Consider the following 16,016-nt stretch of genomic DNA (forward strand, 5'->3'; position numbering starts at 1 on the left):
CTCCCCCTCCCCCCCCCGGGGGGCGGTCTCCCGGCTTGGCGCTACACCCCCCTCCCCGTTTGTTTCTCACCCCCACCTTCACGCGCGGTGGCGGGGCGCCCCCCCCCCCCCTCTTCTCTTCGTCCCGGATCAGCTGAGCGAGACGTTCGTCGTGTTGACGGGCACGGAGTAGATCTCTTCGACGTCGCCGGCGAAGTCCTCGAGGATGACGTTGCGCTTGATGCTCATCTTCGGGGTGAGGTGTCCGCTGCCCTCGGTCCACTCGGTGGGCAGAATGGTGAACTTGCGGATCGACTCGGCGCGCGAGACGTTCTTGTTCGCGATGTCGATGGCGCGCTGCACCTCGGCGCGCACGGCGTCGTTCTTCGCGGCGTCGGCGAGCGACATGTCGGTCGGCAGGCTGTTGTTCGACAGCCAGGCCGGCAGCATCTCGGGGTCGAGGGTCACCAGCGCCGCGATGAACGGCTTCTGGTCGCCGACGACCACGACCTGCCCGACGATCGGGTTGGCGCGGATCGGGTCCTCGAGCGCCGCGGGGGCGACGTTCTTGCCGCCCGCGGTGACGATGATCTCCTTCTTGCGGCCCGTGATCGTGAGGAAGCCCTCCGAGTCGAACGAGCCGATGTCGCCGGTCTTGAACCAGTCCCCGTCGAACGTGGCAGCCGTCGCCTCGGGGTTGCGCCAGTACTCCTTGAACACGTTGATGCCGCGCACCTGCACCTCGCCGTCCTCGGCGAGACGGATGCCGACGCCCGGGATCACCGGTCCAACCGTGCCGATCTTGGACTTGCGCGCCTGGTTGACGGTCGCCGGCGCCGTCGTCTCGGTGAGGCCATAGCCCTCGAGGATCGTGACGCCGAGGCTGTGAAAGAAGTGGCCGAGGCGCGGGCCCAGGGGAGCGGAGCCCGACACGGCGTACGACACGCGGCCGCCCATCGCCGTGCGCAGCTTGCTGTACACGAGACGGTCGAACAGCGCGAACTTGATCTTGGTGCCGAGCGGGATCTTCTTGCCCTCCTGCTGAAGGCGGGAGTGCTCGATCGCGGTGTGCGCGGCGGCGCGGAAGATCTTGCCCTTGCCGCCGGCCTCGGCCTTCTGCTCGGCCGAGTTGTAGACCTTCTCGAACACGCGCGGCACGGCCAGGAGGAACGTGGGCTTGAAGGATCCGAGTGCGGGCAGCAGCTGCTTCGTGTCGGGTTGGTGACCCGTCTTCACGCCGGCCTGGATGTTGAGGATGGAGATGAACCGCGCGAACACGTGGGCAGTCGTGATGAACAGCAGCGTCGAGGCGCCCGGGGTCTCGAACACCTCCTGGTTGGACCGCGAGGCGTTGCGCGTCAGCTCGACGAAGTTGCTGTGCGTCAGCACGCAGCCCTTCGGCCGGCCGGTGGAGCCCGAGGTGTAGATGAGGGTGGCGATGTCGGCGCCGTTCGCGATGTTGCGACGCCGCTCGATCTCTTCGTCGGTGACGGTCGCGCCATCGGCGACGAGCTTGTCGAGGTCGCCACTGTGCATCTCCCACGCGGAGCGGATGAGCGGAAGCTCGGGGCGGGCTTCGGCGAGGCGCGCGCTGTGGTCGGGCAGCTCGGTGATGATCGCGATCGCGCCCGAGTCGGTGAGGTTCCACGCGATCTGCGCGCTCGAGCTGGTCTCGTAGATCGGCACCATGACCGCGCCGGCATAGAACAGCGCGAAGTCGACGAGCGTCCACTCGTAGGTGGTGCGGGCGATGAAGCCGATCTTGTCGCCGGGCTCGATGCCGCCGGCGACGAAGCCCTTGGCCAGCGCGATGACCTGCTTCTGGAACTCGGCGGCGGTGATGTCGCGCCAGCCGTCTCCTTCGGGCACGGCGAACAGCGCGAGGTTCGGCGTCTTCTTGACGCGCTCGACCAGGAGGTCGGTGATGTTCGCCTGCGGGTCGGCGGGGACGATAGCGGGGACTTCGAATTGGACCACGGCAGCTCCTTCGGTACCGGACGACTGAATCTCGGGTGGATCTCATCCGAGTCTAATCAGGTGTCACATCCGACTCGCCGGGGGATGTGGACAGCACGGCCTGGATAGACTTCAAGGCGCTGTCGTGCGTGCGGCGGCCGGAGAGGGAGATCGTGCTCAAGGTCGGCATCGACATCGGCGGAACCAAGATCGCGGGCGGGGTCGTCGACTCCGACGGCGCCATCGTCGAACAGCTCCGCGTCGACACGCCCACCGACACCGCAGCGCTCGCCCAGGCCGTGGTCGACATGGCCCGCTACTTCCGCGGCGCGCACGAGGTCGCCGCCGTCGGCGTCGCGGCCGCCGGCTTCATCGACCGCGATCGCGCGACCGTCATCCACGCCCCCAACATCGCCTGGCACAACGAGCCGCTGAAGGCGACGCTCGAAGAGGGCATCGGCCTGCCGGTCACCATCGAGAACGACGCGAACGCCGCGGGATGGGCCGAGTTCCGCTTCGGCGCCGGCCGCGGGGTCGACCACATGGTCATGCTCACGATGGGCACCGGCGTGGGAGGTGCGATCGTCCTCGACGGCGCTCTCTTCCGCGGCGGTCACGGCATCGCGGCCGAGCTCGGCCACACCCGCTTCATCCGCGACGGCATCCTGTGCGGCTGCGGACAGAAGGGATGCCTCGAGCAGTATGCATCCGGACGCGCGCTGCAGCGTGAGGCCAACGACATCGCCGACGCCGGCGGCATCGGCGCCGCGCTGGCGGCCCTCCGCGCCGAGAACGGCAAGATCAGCGGCCCCGCCGTCTCGCGCCTCGTGCTCGCGGGCGACCCCGGCGCCGCAGAGGCGCTGCGCCGCGTCGCGACAGCGCTCGGCGAGGCGTGCGGCGGCTTCCAGGCCGTGCTCGACCCCGAGCTCTTCGTCATCGGCGGCGGGGTCGCGCAGCTCGGCGACGCCCTCCTCGAGCCGATGCGCCTCGCGTACGAGAAGTCGCTGCCCGGCTACGGCGACCGCCCGGTCGCGACGTTCAAGATCGCGAAGCTCGTCAACGACGCGGGCCTGATCGGCGCCGCCGACCTCGCGGGGACAGAGGCGTAGCGCGATGTTCTACTGGCTGATGAAATACGTGGTCATCGGACCGATCGTCAAGGCGATCTGGCGCCCGTGGATCGTCGGCCGTCGCAACGTCCCCGCCGAAGGCGCCGCGATCCTCGCGAGCAATCACCTCTCTTTCGTGGACTCGATCTTCCTGCCGCTCATGCTCGACCGGCCGGTCGCGTTCCTCGCCAAGAGCGACTACTTCACCGGCAAGGGCCTCAAGGGCTGGGCGACGCGCATGTTCTTCAAGGGCACCGGCCAGCTCCCCATCGACCGTTCCGGCGGCAAGGCGTCCGAGGCATCCCTCAACACGGGTCTTCAGGTGCTGGGTCGCGGGGATCTTCTCGGCATCTATCCCGAGGGCACGCGCAGCCCCGACGGCAAGCTCTACCGCGGCCGCACCGGCATCGCGCGCATGGCGCTCGAGGCGCACGTGCCGGTCGTGCCCGTGGTGATGGTCGACACCGACACGATGATGCCGATCGGCACCACCGTCCCGCGGATCGTGCGGGTCGGCATCGTGGTCGGCGAGCCCCTCGACTTCTCCCGCTTCGAGGGGATGGAGGGCGACCGTTACATCCTGCGCTCGATCACGGACGAGATCATGGTCGCGCTGCAGCGGCTGGGGGAGCAGGAGTACGAAGACGTCTACGCGTCGACCGTCAAGGATCGGCTCAAGACGAAGGCCCGCTGAACGCCGCGCGGCCTGTCGTCATGCGGCGCCGGAGCCTTCCGCGCCACGGCTAGAATCGGGGGATGCTCCAGCACCTCGACGCACTCGACCATTGGCGGACCCTGCCCATCAAGCAGCAGCCGCTGTGGTATGACGCGGACGCGGTGGCCGAGGCATCCGCTGAACTGGCGACCCTGCCGCCCCTCGTCTTCGCGGGCGAGGTCGACAACCTCCGCGACCGCCTCGCGCGTGCCGCCTTCGGCAACGCGTTCCTGCTCCAGGGCGGCGACTGCGCCGAGACCTTCGCCGGTGCCACCGCCGAGCAGATCCGCAACCGCATCAAGACGGTGCTGCAGATGGCGGTCGTGCTCACGTACGGCGCGTCGATGCCCGTCGTCAAGATGGGCCGCATGGCGGGCCAGTTCGCCAAGCCCCGCTCGAGCGACACCGAGACCCGCGGCGACGTCACGCTGCCGGCGTACCGCGGCGACATCGTCAACGGGTACGACTTCACCGAGGCGTCGCGCAAGGCCGACCCGAACCGGCTGCTCAAGGGCTACCACACCGCCGCGTCGACCATCAATCTGATCCGCGCGTTCACGCAGGGCGGCTTCGCCGACCTCCGCGAGGTGCACTCCTGGAACAAGGGCTTCGCGCAGAACCCGGCGAACCAGCAGTACGAGCGCCTCGCGACCGAGATCGACCGTGCCATCAAGTTCATGGAGGCCGCCGGCGCCGACTTCGACGAGCTCAAGCGCGTCGAGTTCTACACCGGCCACGAGGGCCTGCTCATGGACTACGAGCGCCCCATGACCCGCATCGACTCGCGCACGAACACGCCGTACAACACGTCGGCGCACTTCCTGTGGATCGGCGAGCGCACGCGCGACCTCGACGGCGCCCACGTCGACTACTTCTCGAAGATCCGCAACCCCATCGGCGTGAAGCTCGGCCCGACGACGTCCCCCGAGACGGCGCTCGAGCTCATCGACAAGCTCGACCCGCACCGCGAGCCCGGCCGCCTGACGTTCATCACGCGCATGGGCGCCGGCAAGATCCGCGACGCGCTGCCGCCGCTCCTCGAGGCCGTGCGCGACTCGGGCGCGACCCCGCTGTGGGTCACCGACCCGATGCACGGCAACGGCATCACCACGCCGACCGGCTACAAGACACGTCGCTTCGACGACGTCGTCGACGAGGTGCGCGGCTTCTTCGAGGCGCACCGCGCCGTCGGCACGTTCCCCGGCGGCATCCACGTCGAGCTCACCGGCGACGACGTCACCGAGTGCCTCGGCGGCTCCGAGCAGATCGACGAGGCCACCCTCGCGACCCGCTACGAGTCGCTGTGCGACCCGCGCCTCAACCACATGCAGTCCCTCGAGCTGGCGTTCCTCGTCGCCGAGGAGCTCGAGAAGCGCTGACCTCTCACCCCTGACACGAAGAAGATCCCGGATGCCTCGAGCCGAGGCATCCGGGATCTTCTCTGTCCGTCTGTCCCAGCGCCTGCTGCTGCCGCGCCAGCGCGGGATGGTTCCGCGGCACCCTTCGTTGACGAGACGGCGAGATAGCACCGCCCTCGGCGGCGGGACGGTGCTGTCGTGAGGTCTCGCCGCGATGGGCATGTGGGGGTGGATTCGTCGGCCCGCAGCATCCTGGATCCGGAGTCGGTCCCGTTCCCGCCGCCGTCGCCCGCACACTCCCCGGGGTCGCGCGGGTCGCACTCTTTTCGCGAGAACGCGCGATAGCACCGCGTGCTGCCCTGTCATGGTGCTGTTGTGCGGTTTCGCGCGTGGCTGTGGATAACCGCGGGGCCTGCGGACGCCGACGGGCCAAGATCGGGGGATGCCCCGTCGAGAACTCCCCGCCGAGTTGACCGGGTTCGCCTTCACGACCGCGGACGCCCGCGCTCACGGTGTCGACCGCGGACGCCTGCGTGGCGCAGACGTCGTGAGTCCGCACCACGGGATCCACATCGCGGCCGATTCCGCCACCGACGACGACATCATGGCGCGTTGCGAGCGGCTGATCCCCGCGTTGGGTCCGGGCCACTGGTTCAGCCATAGGACGGCCGCGCGCATCTGGGGTATCCCGCTCGGGCCGTTCTACTCGCCTGCCGAGGGGCTGCACGTGCTGTCGGTGAACTCGCGAATCGCGCTGCGGCACGCCGGAGTGGTCGGGTGGGTGACCGCCGAAGACGCCGTGAACCGGGAGATGTTCGATCTGCTTCCCGTGGTCTCGCCGGCGGATGTCTGGTGCCAGCTCGCCCAGCGCGGCGCGGTGTTCGGGGGAGAGTTGATCGCGCACGAGTGGCTCGTGGCCGCGTCCGACTACCTGCTGACCGGCAAGCGACAACCCGACGGCACTCGTGCCGAGCCTCTGTGCACCGTCGGCGACCTCGCGAGGGCGATTGCCCGTCGCGGTCGCGGGCGCGGCACTGCCGCACTCCGCCGTGCGCTCGCGGACGCACGGTTCCCCGTGGACTCTCCCTACGACTCGCACCCGCCTCGGGCTGGTCGCACACGGACTGCCCGAACCCGAGGTGCAGCTGGCGATCGAGACCTCGAAGGGGGTGCTGCACGCCGACCTGGGCTATAGGAAGCACAAGCTGTTGATCGAGTACCAGGGCGACGAGCACCGCAGCTCTCGCACGCGCTGGTTGAGCGACCTGGAGCGCGTGCAGCTCTTCCAAGACGCCGGATACGAGGTCTTCCTGATCGGCGCCGACGACGTCGACCCCGACTGCTCCGCTCTCGCTGCCCGCGTGGGTCGCTTCCTCAGCCGCGAGAGCGCACGATAGCACCGGGGCACCGCGCGGGACGGTGCGGTTGTGAGGTCTCGTCGCGATGGGCCGGTACGCCGCGGGTCAGAGGGCGGCGGCGATGCGCAGCGAGATGACGGTGCCCTTGGGTTCCATGTCGCCGGCGTCGGGCTTCTGCGACTCGACCTTGGTGAAGGGGTCGGGGAAGGCGTCCCAGCGGGAGTCGTAGTCGATGCTGAAGCCGGCGTTCGAGGCGGCCTGGCGGGCCTCGGCGAGCGTCATGCCCTCGAAGTCGGGGACCTCGAACAGCGCGGGGCCGGTCGAGACGACGAGGGTCACGGTGTCTCCGGGGGCGAGCGGGCTGCCGTCCTCCTTGCCGATCATGCGGATGACGCGGTCGGCCTTCACCGAGTCGCTGGACTCGGTCTGACTGTCGGCGACGACGAGGCCGAGGCCCTCGAGGGTGCTGCGCGCCTTGCCCTCGCTCTCGCCCGCGACGTCCGGGATCGGGCCGAGCGAGGCCTGCAGATACGCCGTGTCGCCCTGGTGCACGGTGCAGCCGTCGAGGCAGGCGACGTCCTGCGAGCCGTCGTCGGGCGCGCCGGCGGGGCGGATGACGACGCCGACCACGGTCTCGGCGGCGGCATCCGTGAAGAACTTGGTGCTCTCGTCGGGCACCGACACCGATTGCGCCTGAAGGGCGGCGCGCGCGTCGGCCTCCGGCATGCCGGCGAACGCGGGGAAGGTCGCCTCGGCGGGGCCGAGCGAGACGTAGACGTTCACCTCGGAGCCCTTGTCGACCCGGGTGCCGCTGCCGGGGTCGCTGCGGATCACCAGACCTGCGGCGACGTCGAGGCTGTTCGCGCCCTGCTGCACGGCGACGAGCGAGTCCTCCTGGAGCTGTGCGGCGGCGTCGTCCCACGACAGGCCGGTGACGTCGGCGACGGCCACCATCGAGCCGGGACCCGAGCCGAACCACCAGCCGAGGCCGCCGGCGAGCGCTGCGAGCACCACCACCAGCGCCACGAGCCACGCGCCGCGCGAGCGCCGGCGCTGGGTGGCGCGGCGCAGGCGCCCGGCGTTGTCGACCTCGGCCATCGTCGCGACGGGGCCGGTCGCCGCGCTCGGGAGCACGGCCGTCAGCTCGCCGGTCGAAGTCATGTCGTCGCGCACGATGCCGATCGGACCGGTGCGGGCGACGACGGGGGAGATGCCGAGTTCGCGCTCGATGTCGTGCAGTCGCTGCAGCATCTCGCGCGCGTCGACCGGGCGCTCGTCGGGCGACTTCTCGGTGGCCCACAGCACGAGCTCGTCGAGCGGCTCGGGCACCCCCGGATTCTTCACGCTCGGCCGTGGCACCGAGTCGGTCGCGTGCTGGAAGGCGATCTGCATCGGCTGCTCGCCCTTGTAGGGCTGCTCGCCGGTGAGCATCTCATACAGCATGATGCCGATGGCGTAGATGTCGCTGCGCGCGTCGGCGGTGCCGCGCGTGACGAGCTCGGGGGCGAGGTACGCGATCGTGCCGAGCAGCTGCGCGCCCGATGCCGTGTTCGCGGTCGTCGCGCGGGCGAGGCCGAAGTCGCCGATCTTGATGCGGCCGTCCTCGGCGAGGAGCACGTTCTCGGGCTTGACGTCGCGGTGCACGATGCCGGCCTTGTGAGCGGCGGCGAGGCCCGACAGCACGGCGTCGAGGATCGAGATCGCCTGCGGCACGGTCAGCCGGCGCTGCTCGCGCAGCAGTTCGCGCAGCGTGATGCCGGGGAGGTACTCCATCACCAGGTACGCCATGTCGCCGTCCTGGCCCTGATCGAACACGTTGACCACGTGCGGATCGGCGAGCCGGGCAGCCGCGCGGGCCTCCTGGATGAACCGGCTCTGGAAGACCGTGTCGTCGCTCAGATGCGAGTGCATGACCTTGAGCGCGACCCGGCGCTCGAGGCGCAGATCGGTGGCGACGTACACCGTGGCCATGCCACCACGGGCGATGCGAGCACGCACCCGGTACCGGCCGTCCACGAGACGGCCGATCAGCGGGTCCGTCTGCTGACTCGTGCTCACCCTGAGATTCTACGGAGCCGCACCTGCGAGCCCGCGGAACGGCGCACCTGCCGAGACCGCAATGTGACGTCAGCCGATCGCGGCGAGCCAGGAGTGGGCGGATGCCTCCCACTTCGCATACGCGTCGGGGTATGCCGAGATCTGCACGGCCTGGGCGGCCTGGGTGAAGCTCAAGCCCTCCCAACCCTGGATGTCGAGCAGTCCGCGCGTGCGCGCACCGTTGGGGTCGCCGGGACCGCCGAAGAAGACGCGCGTCGCACGCTCGGCATCCTGAACCTCGGCGGCCGTGCCCCAGCCGTAGCTCGGGCGCTGCTGGAACAGCCCGAGCGAGTCGCGGTCGCCGTACGTCACGTTGCGCAGCGACGATTCCTGCATCGCGGTGCCGAGCGCGATGGCGATGCCGTGGCTCGAGACGCCGAGGTCGCGGCCGATGCGCACGATGAGCTGGGCATTGGCGGTCTGCTCCGCGGTGAGCCCCGGGATCGACGGTGCCGAGCCCGGGATCTTGATCGTCTGCCCCGGGTAGATGATCGACGACCATCCGAGCCCGTTGGCCGAGAGCACCGCATTCGCCGTGACGCCGTAGCGCTGCGCGATCGCGCTGATCGTCTCGCCCGCGGCGATCGTGTGCGAACCGCCTGCCGAGACGTCCGGCGCGGGAGCAGGGGCGGGTGCGGGGGCAGGCGCCGGAGCGGGAGTGGATGCTGCGGCCCCGGCCGCCCCGGGAACAGTGATGATCTGCCCGGGGTAGATGATCGACGACCACCCCAGCCCGTTCGCTGCCAGCACCGCATTCGTCGTCGTGCCGTGGCGCCGGGCGATCGCGCTGATCGTGTCACCGGCTTGGACCGTGTAGGTGCCGCCGGCCGACGGGGCCGGCGCAGGGGCGGCGGGTGCCGGCGCAGGAGCGGCGGCCGCGGTGCCGGTGAGCGTGAGGACCTGGCCCGGGTAGATCGTCGAGGACCGGTGCAGGCCGTTGAGGGCGAGCACGTCGTCGGTGCGCAGTCCGAACTGCGCCGCGATGCGGCTCACCGTGTCGCCCCGCTGCACGGTGTACGTGGCGGGCGCGGTCTGGGCTGCCACGCGGACCGCGGGCAGAGCCGTGACGCGTGGCACGCTGACCGCGGTGGCGCCGAACGTGCGCGGCACGCTCAGGGGCGCAGCATCCGTCGTCGCAGCGTGCGCGGGGACCGCTGACAGCGTCAGCGCGATCGACCCGGCCACGGCCACGGGCACATGGACACGATTCTTGGAACTCCAGATCCGTCGCACGAGATTCCCCCCTCAGTCGACTCCGAGAACCGTGTCACGGATGTTTATTGCTGTCAACGGGTGTTAATCAGAGAGGTTTCTGTTACTCGTGTGGCTGAAGTCGGGTGGACGAGTGCCCGACGCGATCTGAGATAGTTGCTTTCGTGACCTCTGACGCAGCCCCGCGCTTCGAGACCGACTGGCTCGCCCTGCCCGACCTCGTGGAGGTGCTCGGCGAATCGCTCGGCCGGGTACGGCGCCTCCTCGACGAGAACTACCTCGTGGGCTCGAAGCGCGACGGCGTGCTCAAGGTGCCGTCGGTCTTCGTGGTCGACGGGCACCCGCTGCCGTCGCTGCGGGGGACCGTGTTCGTGCTGCACGACGCCGGCTTCTCTGACGACGAGGCGATCGACTGGCTGCTGACGCCGGAGGAGTCGCTGGGGCACGCCCCGATCGAGTCGCTCCTCGCCGGCCGCAAGAGCGAGGTCCGGCGGATCGCCCGCACCCTGGCCTGACGGATCGCCGGCGCTCAGGTCGTACGCACGGTCGCGGCGCGCGCGAGATCGCGCAGCTCGCCGACGGCCGCGTTGCCCAGGCGTGCTCCCGACAAGGCGCGATCGGCCTCGTGCGCGTAGTCGGCGATGAGCCGCTCGACACGCTCGAGCGCGCCGGTGTCGACGATCGTCTGCTGCAGCGACGCGATCTGCGACGCGTCGAGGTCGGGGTCGCCGACGAGCTCGTCCATGATCCGCCGCGCGGTGGGTGCGAGCGCCTCGCGCGCATACGCGATCAGCACGGTGCGCTTGCCCTCGCGGAGGTCGTCGCCGGACGGCTTGCCCGTCGCGGCCTCGTCGCCGAACACGCCGAGCACGTCGTCGCGCAGCTGGAACGCCATGCCGAGCGGATGCCCGAACGCGGCCAGCGCCGCCGCCTGCGCAGCATCCGCCCCCGCCAGCGCCGCACCGATCGCGAGCGGCTGCTGCACGCTGTACCGCGCGGATTTGAAGGATGCGACGCGCAGCGCCCGTTCGGCGTGCCGGTCGTCGGGCTCGCTGGCGAAGGCCGACTCCTCGGCCACGTCGAGGAACTGGCCGAGGGTGACTTCGCGGCGCATGAGGGCGTACTGGCTCCGCGCGGCAGCGGCACGCTCGGCCGAGGTCTCGGCGAGCCCCTCCTCGAGGAGGTCGTCGCTCCAGGCCACCAGCAGGTCGCCGAGGAGGATCGCGGCGGAGCGGCCGAAGGCGTCGGCGTCGCCGAGCCAGCCCGAGCCGCGGTGCCCGGCCTCGAGGGCGCGGTGCGCCGACGGGCGGCCGCGGCGCGTATCGGAGTTGTCGATGATGTCGTCGTGGACGAGCGCGGCGGCATGGAACACCTCGAGCGCAGCGGCAGCGGCGATGACGGGAGCGGGTGCGGCGCCCGTGGGGCCCGAGGCTTCCTCCACTGCCCTCCACCCGGAGATGAGGAAGCGGCCGCGAAGGCGCTTTCCGCCGGTGACGGCGTCCGCTCCGGCCTCGACGAATCGCGCCGCCTCGGATCCGGCGTCGGCCACGCTCGCCCGTTGAACCGAGATGAACATGTCCACTCGCTGGGAAATGGCTTCGATCGGCTCAACAGGGGCGGACACGGGCCTAGCCTAGTGAGGAACGGCACGCGTACAATCGAGCCACCGAAGTACAGAGGGGGATGCATGCCACTCTCCGAACAGGAGCAGCGCCTGCTGGACGAGATGGAACGCCATCTCATGCGCAACGACGCGGATGTCGTCAGCGCGCCCCGCGGCGGACGCACTCTGAGTTATCGCAACATCGTCTACGGCACGATCCTCGTGCTGCTGGGGCTCGGCGGTCTCATCGTCGGGGTCTCCCAGCAGCTGATCGTCGTCGGGGTCATCGGATTCGTCGTGATGCTGGGTGGTGTCCTCCTCGCCGTCACGCCGGGCCGCGGTCCCGGCAAGGTGAGCGTCGAACCCGACCGACCCGCCAAACCCCAGAACAGCTCTTCGTTCATGGATCGCATGAACGATCGCTGGGACAAGAGGCAAGGGGAGCGCTGAGCGTCCCCGCCGCCTGAACCGGCACAGAAGCACCGACCTTCGGGTCGGTGCTTTTTTGTTGCCCTCGCACGGGACGCGTACCGCCCTGCGCGGGGGAGGAGGGGAGGATCAGATCACAAATTGATAGCGAAGTGGAGGAGAGTGGAGTAAAGTGGTGGCACAACCCGGGGGGCCGGACGAAGGGGGTGTGATGTACCGATGCTTTTGGGCACGCACACACCCAAGCTCGATGACAAAGGACGTGTCATCCTCCCGGCGAAGTTCCGCGACGACCTTGGTGGGGGTGTCGTCGTGACGCGCGGACAGGACCGCTGCCTGTACGTGTTCAGCGAGAAGGAGTTCGAACGGGTGCACGACCGCATCCGTGAGGCGCCTCTGGCGAACAAGCAGGCGCGCGACTTCCTGCGCATGTTCCTCTCGGGCGCGAGTGCCGAGAAGCCCGACAGTCAGAACCGCATCACGATCCCCCCTCCGCTGCGCGCATACGCCGGCTTGGAGCGCGACCTCGTCGTCACCGGCGTGGGCGCTCATGCCGAGATCTGGGACGCCACGGCGTGGAACACCTACGCCGAGGCCAACGAAGAGAGCTACGCCGAGCTGGAGCAGGAGGTGATTCCGGGCCTGTTCTGAGCCCTCGACCGTGACTCCCAGCTGCTCGTGCCCTGACGCCACTTCCCCGGTGCCAGGTCGGAGCGGATGGGGATCAGGGTCTGGGGACCGGGACCGGAGACGATCATGAACCTTCGCGACATTCACACACCCGTCATGCTGGAGCGCTGCATCGAGCTGCTCGCCCCCGCGCTCGAGCGCGACGGCGCCGTCTTCGTCGACGCGACGCTCGGCATGGGCGGGCACTCCGAGGCGTTCCTGCAGCGCTTCCCGAAGCTGCAGCTCGTGGGCCTGGACCGCGACACCGACGCCCTCCGCATCGCGGGGGAGCGCCTCGCGCCGTTCGGAGACCGCGTGCACCTCGTGCACACCGTCTACGACGGGATCGCGGATGCCGTGGCCTCCAGCGGTTTCGCGGCGGCCGACGGCATCCTGTTCGATCTGGGGGTCTCGTCGCTCCAGCTCGACGTCGCAGACCGCGGCTTCGCCTACGCGCAGGACGCGCCGCTCGACATGCGCATGGACCAGTCCGCAGGCACGACGGCCGCCGACATCCTCGCGACCTACGGCGAGGGCGACCTCCGCCGCATCTTCGAGCGCTACGGCGAGGAGAAGCTCGCCGGCCGCTACGCCCGCGCGATCATCGCCGCCCGCACCGAGGCGCCGATCGAGCGCTCGGGGCGGCTCGTCGAGATCCTGCAGGCGGCGACGCCCGCGGCGGTGCAGCGCACCGGCCACCCGGCCAAGCGCGTGTTCCAGGCGCTGCGCATCGAGGTCAACCGCGAGCTCTCCGTCCTCGAGCGCGCGGTGCCGTCGGCGCTCGGCATCCTCCCGGTCGGCGGCCGCATCGTCGTGCTGTCGTACCAGTCCCTCGAGGACCGCCTCGTGAAGCGGACGTTCGCGGATGCCTCGGCCTCGACCGCGCCGAGGGGCCTGCCGGTCGAACTGCCCGAGCACGCCCCCAAGTTCCGACTGCTCGTCAAAGGTGCCGAGCTCGCCACCGAGGAAGAGCGCGCGGTCAACCCGCGCGCGACGCCCGTGCGCCTCCGCGCCGCTGAGCGACTGAGGCCCGAGCACGCGGAGGGTGCCGCATGAGCACGATCGCGAACGCCACGACCGCCGCCCGCTTCGGCCGGGCTGTCGCCCCGGAGAGGACGGATGCCCCGCGCCGGCGCCTGCGGGTGCTCGACGCGCCGGCTCGCCGGCGTCGCCCGAAGCTCTTCTACGGCGTGGTCGCGGTGCTCGGGGCCTTCCTCATCGCCGCCGCTCAGATGTCGCTGTCGATCATGACGACGCAGGGCACGTACGAGATCGCCGCCCTGGCGAAGGAGCAGCGCGACCTCACGTACCAGAAGCAGATCCTCTACGACGACGTCGCCGGACTCAGCTCGCCGCAGTACCTGGCGGCGAACGCGGCGGCGCTCGGCATGGTGATCAACGAGGCGCCGAGCTACCTGCGGCTCAGTGACGGCGCGATCCTCGGGCCGTCCGAGGTCGCGCTGGGAACCTCGTCGGTCGACGCCATCGGGCGCGGATCGGTCCCGAACGCGCTCATCACGAACACGCCGCTGGTCACCGTCCCGGACGCCACCATCGACGGGCTGCCGGTCGAGGTCGCCGAGACGCCCGACAGCGGAGTCGGCAACACTCCGCCGCCCCTCACGGACGGATTGCCCACCCCGAGCACACACTGAGACGACGACGCCGAGCCGAGAACCGATCGAGGCGCCCCACTGCACGAGGCGCGGAGCACGAGACGCAGATGACGACACGCAGCACGAGAAGTCCCCGCCGCCGAACCGTCGTGGCCCTGGCCGTCGTCCTCGCGGTGCTCGCGGGGTTCATCGTCCGGCTCGTCGACATCCAGGTCGTGAACGCCGACGACCACATCAAGGACTCGCTCGACGTCGCGTTCGCCGGCGAGCAGCAGCTCTACGGCACACGTGGCGCCATCGTCGACACGAACGGGCAGACGCTGGCGGGCAGCATCCTCCGCTATGACTGCCAGCTGTCGCCGCTGCTCATCACCCAGATCGATGAACAGGTGCTCGAGGAGAAGTCGCAATACCGGCTGTGGGCGGAGGTGTCGGACGACGTTGCCGTGATCACCGGGCAGACGCCCGAAGAGGTCAGGGCGATCGTCGGGACGGCTCTCGCCGAGGACGCGAACTCGCAGTACGCGGTGCTGAAGAAGGGCCTGTCGACGGAGCAGTTCCGCGCCCTGGTCGACCTCAAGGTGCCGTACATCGCGTGTGTCTCCCACCCCGCGCGCACGTACCCCGACGGCGCCGTCGCCGGCAACCTCATCGGCTTCGTCGGCTCGGACGGCACGCCGCTCGAGAGCCTCGAGCAGGCGCAGAACGCGTGCCTCGCCGCGACGGACGGCAAGCGCACGTACGAGAAGGGCAAGGACGGCGTCGTCATCCCCGGCACCGAGCGCGAGACCCCCGCCACGGACGGCGGCACGCTGCAGCTCACCGTCGACCGCGATCTGCAGTGGTACATGCAGCAGCTCATCGCCGAGCAGACGCAGACGATGGCCGCGCAGCGAGGGGCGATCCTGGTCTACGAGGTGAAGACCGGCAAGGTGCGCGCGGCGGCCGAGTACCCGACCGTCGACCCCAACGACTACGCCTCCGCCGAGGTCGAGGACCGCACGAGCAGCATCTTCACGCACTGGTTCGAGCCCGGTTCGACGTTCAAGGGCCTCACCGCCGCGACCGTCATCGACGCGGGCGGACAGACCCCGAACTCGACCGTCGTGGCGTCGGGCCTCGAGGACTTCGCCGACGGCGCGCGCGTGCGCGACTCGTTCCAGCACCCGGCCAACACCTACACGCTCACCGGTGTGCTCATCGACTCGTCGAACGTCGGCATCTCGAAGTTCAGCCAGAAGGTCGACAAGCAGACGCGCTACGACTACTTCCAGCGCTTCGGGATCGGCGAGGGCACCGCGTCGGGCTACCCGGCCGAGCAGTCGGGCCTCATCTACCCCGCCGCCGAATGGGGCGCGCAGACCACCCTCAACACCTCGTTCGGCCAGGGCGTCACGACCACGATGCCCGAGCTCGCGCGTGCCTACGGCGCGATCGTCAACGACGGCGTCAAGATGCCGCTGCAGATCATCGAGTCGTGCACGAAGCCCGACGGCACGGTCGTCGAGCCCGAGCTCGCCGCGCCCGAGCGCGTGATCAGCGAGGGCACCTCCGCCGAGATGCGCGAGATGCTCGAGAACGTGTTCCTGCAGGCGCCGTACGCCAAGACGGTCGCGATCCCGGGGTACCGCGTCGGCGGCAAGACGGGTACGGGCGAGAAGGCCGACCTGGTCAACGGCGGATACAAGGCCGGCGTCTACTACACGACGATGGTCGGCTTCGCCCCGGCCGACGACCCCCAGTACGTGGTCGTCGTCACCCTCGACGAGCCGACGAAGGTAACATCGTCTGCGGCCAACGCGACCGCGTTCCAGAAGGCCATGACCCAGGTCCTGAAGACCTATCGCGTCATGCCCTCGACGACGTCGCCGGAGCTGCTGCCCAAGTTCGGGCAGTGACCCGAGCTTCCGGAGTT

15 protein-coding genes are annotated in these 16,016 nt (G+C 69.9%); 11 read left to right on the forward strand and 4 right to left on the reverse strand.

Annotation, left to right across the window (positions count from 1 at the left end; all coding sequences use genetic code 11):
* Positions 1 to 129 precede the first annotated feature (129 nt).
* Entirely contained in the window at positions 130 to 1,956 is a 1,827-nt protein-coding gene (locus tag ACFC1I_RS01155; protein ID WP_376005975.1) for an AMP-dependent synthetase/ligase, read from the reverse strand.
* A 152-nt stretch (positions 1,957 to 2,108) separates the two neighbouring features.
* On the opposite strand from ACFC1I_RS01155, the gene ACFC1I_RS01160 reads away from it, so the two are divergent.
* The 5 genes from ACFC1I_RS01160 (at position 2,109) to ACFC1I_RS01180 (ending at position 6,514) form a co-directional block, all read left to right on the forward strand.
* Positions 2,109 to 3,044 carry an ROK family glucokinase gene (locus tag ACFC1I_RS01160; protein WP_376006752.1) on the forward strand — a complete coding sequence of 312 codons (936 nt, stop codon included), beginning with the start codon at positions 2,109 to 2,111 and terminating at the stop codon, positions 3,042 to 3,044.
* 4 nt (positions 3,045 to 3,048) lie between these two features.
* Complete coding sequence (locus tag ACFC1I_RS01165) at positions 3,049 to 3,738, forward strand: lysophospholipid acyltransferase family protein (RefSeq protein ID WP_376005977.1); 690 nt, start codon at positions 3,049 to 3,051, stop codon at positions 3,736 to 3,738.
* Between the two features lie 62 nt (positions 3,739 to 3,800).
* A complete protein-coding gene (locus ACFC1I_RS01170) occupies positions 3,801 to 5,138 on the forward strand; it encodes a class II 3-deoxy-7-phosphoheptulonate synthase (RefSeq protein WP_376005978.1) in 1,338 nt (445 codons plus the stop codon).
* 421 nt (positions 5,139 to 5,559) lie between these two features.
* Complete coding sequence (locus tag ACFC1I_RS01175; RefSeq protein WP_376005980.1) at positions 5,560 to 6,312, forward strand: hypothetical protein; 753 nt, start codon at positions 5,560 to 5,562, stop codon at positions 6,310 to 6,312.
* A 13-nt stretch (positions 6,313 to 6,325) separates the two neighbouring features.
* Entirely contained in the window at positions 6,326 to 6,514 is a 189-nt protein-coding gene (locus ACFC1I_RS01180) for a hypothetical protein (protein ID WP_376005981.1), read from the forward strand.
* Positions 6,515 to 6,580: 66 nt separating this feature from the next.
* Here ACFC1I_RS01180 and pknB read toward each other — a convergent pair whose 3' ends face one another.
* Positions 6,581 to 8,533 (reverse strand): Stk1 family PASTA domain-containing Ser/Thr kinase, encoded by a 1,953-nt coding sequence (gene pknB / locus ACFC1I_RS01185; protein WP_376005983.1) that lies wholly within the window; start codon positions 8,531 to 8,533, stop codon positions 6,581 to 6,583.
* A gap of 69 nt (positions 8,534 to 8,602) precedes the next feature.
* Positions 8,603 to 9,769, reverse strand: a complete 1,167-nt coding sequence (locus tag ACFC1I_RS01190; protein WP_376005985.1) for a LysM peptidoglycan-binding domain-containing protein — start codon at positions 9,767 to 9,769, stop codon at positions 8,603 to 8,605.
* Positions 9,770 to 9,948: 179 nt separating this feature from the next.
* Here ACFC1I_RS01190 and ACFC1I_RS01195 point away from each other — a divergent pair, with 179 nt between their 5' ends.
* Complete coding sequence (locus ACFC1I_RS01195) at positions 9,949 to 10,299, forward strand: Rv2175c family DNA-binding protein (RefSeq protein WP_376005987.1); 351 nt, start codon at positions 9,949 to 9,951, stop codon at positions 10,297 to 10,299.
* Positions 10,300 to 10,313: 14 nt separating this feature from the next.
* Here ACFC1I_RS01195 and ACFC1I_RS01200 read toward each other — a convergent pair whose 3' ends face one another.
* Positions 10,314 to 11,360 (reverse strand): polyprenyl synthetase family protein, encoded by a 1,047-nt coding sequence (locus ACFC1I_RS01200; protein WP_376005989.1) that lies wholly within the window; start codon positions 11,358 to 11,360, stop codon positions 10,314 to 10,316.
* Positions 11,361 to 11,471: 111 nt separating this feature from the next.
* On the opposite strand from ACFC1I_RS01200, the gene ACFC1I_RS01205 reads away from it, so the two are divergent.
* From ACFC1I_RS01205 to ACFC1I_RS01225, 5 genes are all read left to right on the forward strand, one after another.
* Positions 11,472 to 11,837, forward strand: coding sequence for a DUF3040 domain-containing protein (locus ACFC1I_RS01205; protein ID WP_376005990.1), 366 nt, complete (start codon positions 11,472 to 11,474; stop codon positions 11,835 to 11,837).
* 198 nt (positions 11,838 to 12,035) lie between these two features.
* On the forward strand, positions 12,036 to 12,467 hold the full coding sequence (gene mraZ / locus ACFC1I_RS01210) for a division/cell wall cluster transcriptional repressor MraZ (RefSeq protein WP_056367092.1): 432 nt from the start codon (positions 12,036 to 12,038) through the stop codon (positions 12,465 to 12,467).
* A gap of 105 nt (positions 12,468 to 12,572) precedes the next feature.
* Positions 12,573 to 13,541 carry a 16S rRNA (cytosine(1402)-N(4))-methyltransferase RsmH gene (rsmH, locus tag ACFC1I_RS01215; RefSeq protein ID WP_376005992.1) on the forward strand — a complete coding sequence of 323 codons (969 nt, stop codon included), beginning with the start codon at positions 12,573 to 12,575 and terminating at the stop codon, positions 13,539 to 13,541.
* The gene (locus tag ACFC1I_RS01220; protein ID WP_376005994.1) at positions 13,538 to 14,140 is read left to right on the forward strand and encodes a hypothetical protein; all 603 of its coding nucleotides are present in this window, start codon (positions 13,538 to 13,540) and stop codon (positions 14,138 to 14,140) included. The genes rsmH and ACFC1I_RS01220 overlap by 4 nt, the downstream gene beginning before the upstream one ends.
* A 68-nt stretch (positions 14,141 to 14,208) precedes the next feature.
* On the forward strand, positions 14,209 to 15,999 hold the full coding sequence (locus tag ACFC1I_RS01225) for a peptidoglycan D,D-transpeptidase FtsI family protein (RefSeq protein WP_376005995.1): 1,791 nt from the start codon (positions 14,209 to 14,211) through the stop codon (positions 15,997 to 15,999).
* The last annotated feature ends 17 nt before the right edge of the window (positions 16,000 to 16,016 follow it).

This window comes from Microbacterium sp. NPDC056044, from assembly GCF_042267145.1.
In the GTDB taxonomy this organism is placed as follows: Bacteria; Actinomycetota; Actinomycetes; order Actinomycetales; family Microbacteriaceae; genus Microbacterium.

Coding starts and splice junctions, on each gene's coding strand:
- ACFC1I_RS01165 (WP_376005977.1), top strand. CDS start 3,049: ATGTTCTACTGGCTGATGAAATACGTGGTCATCGGACCGATCGTCAAG.
- ACFC1I_RS01170 (WP_376005978.1), top strand. CDS start 3,801: ATGCTCCAGCACCTCGACGCACTCGACCATTGGCGGACCCTGCCCATC.
- ACFC1I_RS01175 (WP_376005980.1), top strand. CDS start 5,560: ATGCCCCGTCGAGAACTCCCCGCCGAGTTGACCGGGTTCGCCTTCACG.
- ACFC1I_RS01200 (WP_376005989.1), bottom strand. CDS start 11,360: ATGTTCATCTCGGTTCAACGGGCGAGCGTGGCCGACGCCGGATCCGAG.
- ACFC1I_RS01205 (WP_376005990.1), top strand. CDS start 11,472: ATGCCACTCTCCGAACAGGAGCAGCGCCTGCTGGACGAGATGGAACGC.
- mraZ (WP_056367092.1), top strand. CDS start 12,036: ATGCTTTTGGGCACGCACACACCCAAGCTCGATGACAAAGGACGTGTC.
- rsmH (WP_376005992.1), top strand. CDS start 12,573: ATGAACCTTCGCGACATTCACACACCCGTCATGCTGGAGCGCTGCATC.
- ACFC1I_RS01220 (WP_376005994.1), top strand. CDS start 13,538: ATGAGCACGATCGCGAACGCCACGACCGCCGCCCGCTTCGGCCGGGCT.
- ACFC1I_RS01225 (WP_376005995.1), top strand. CDS start 14,209: ATGACGACACGCAGCACGAGAAGTCCCCGCCGCCGAACCGTCGTGGCC.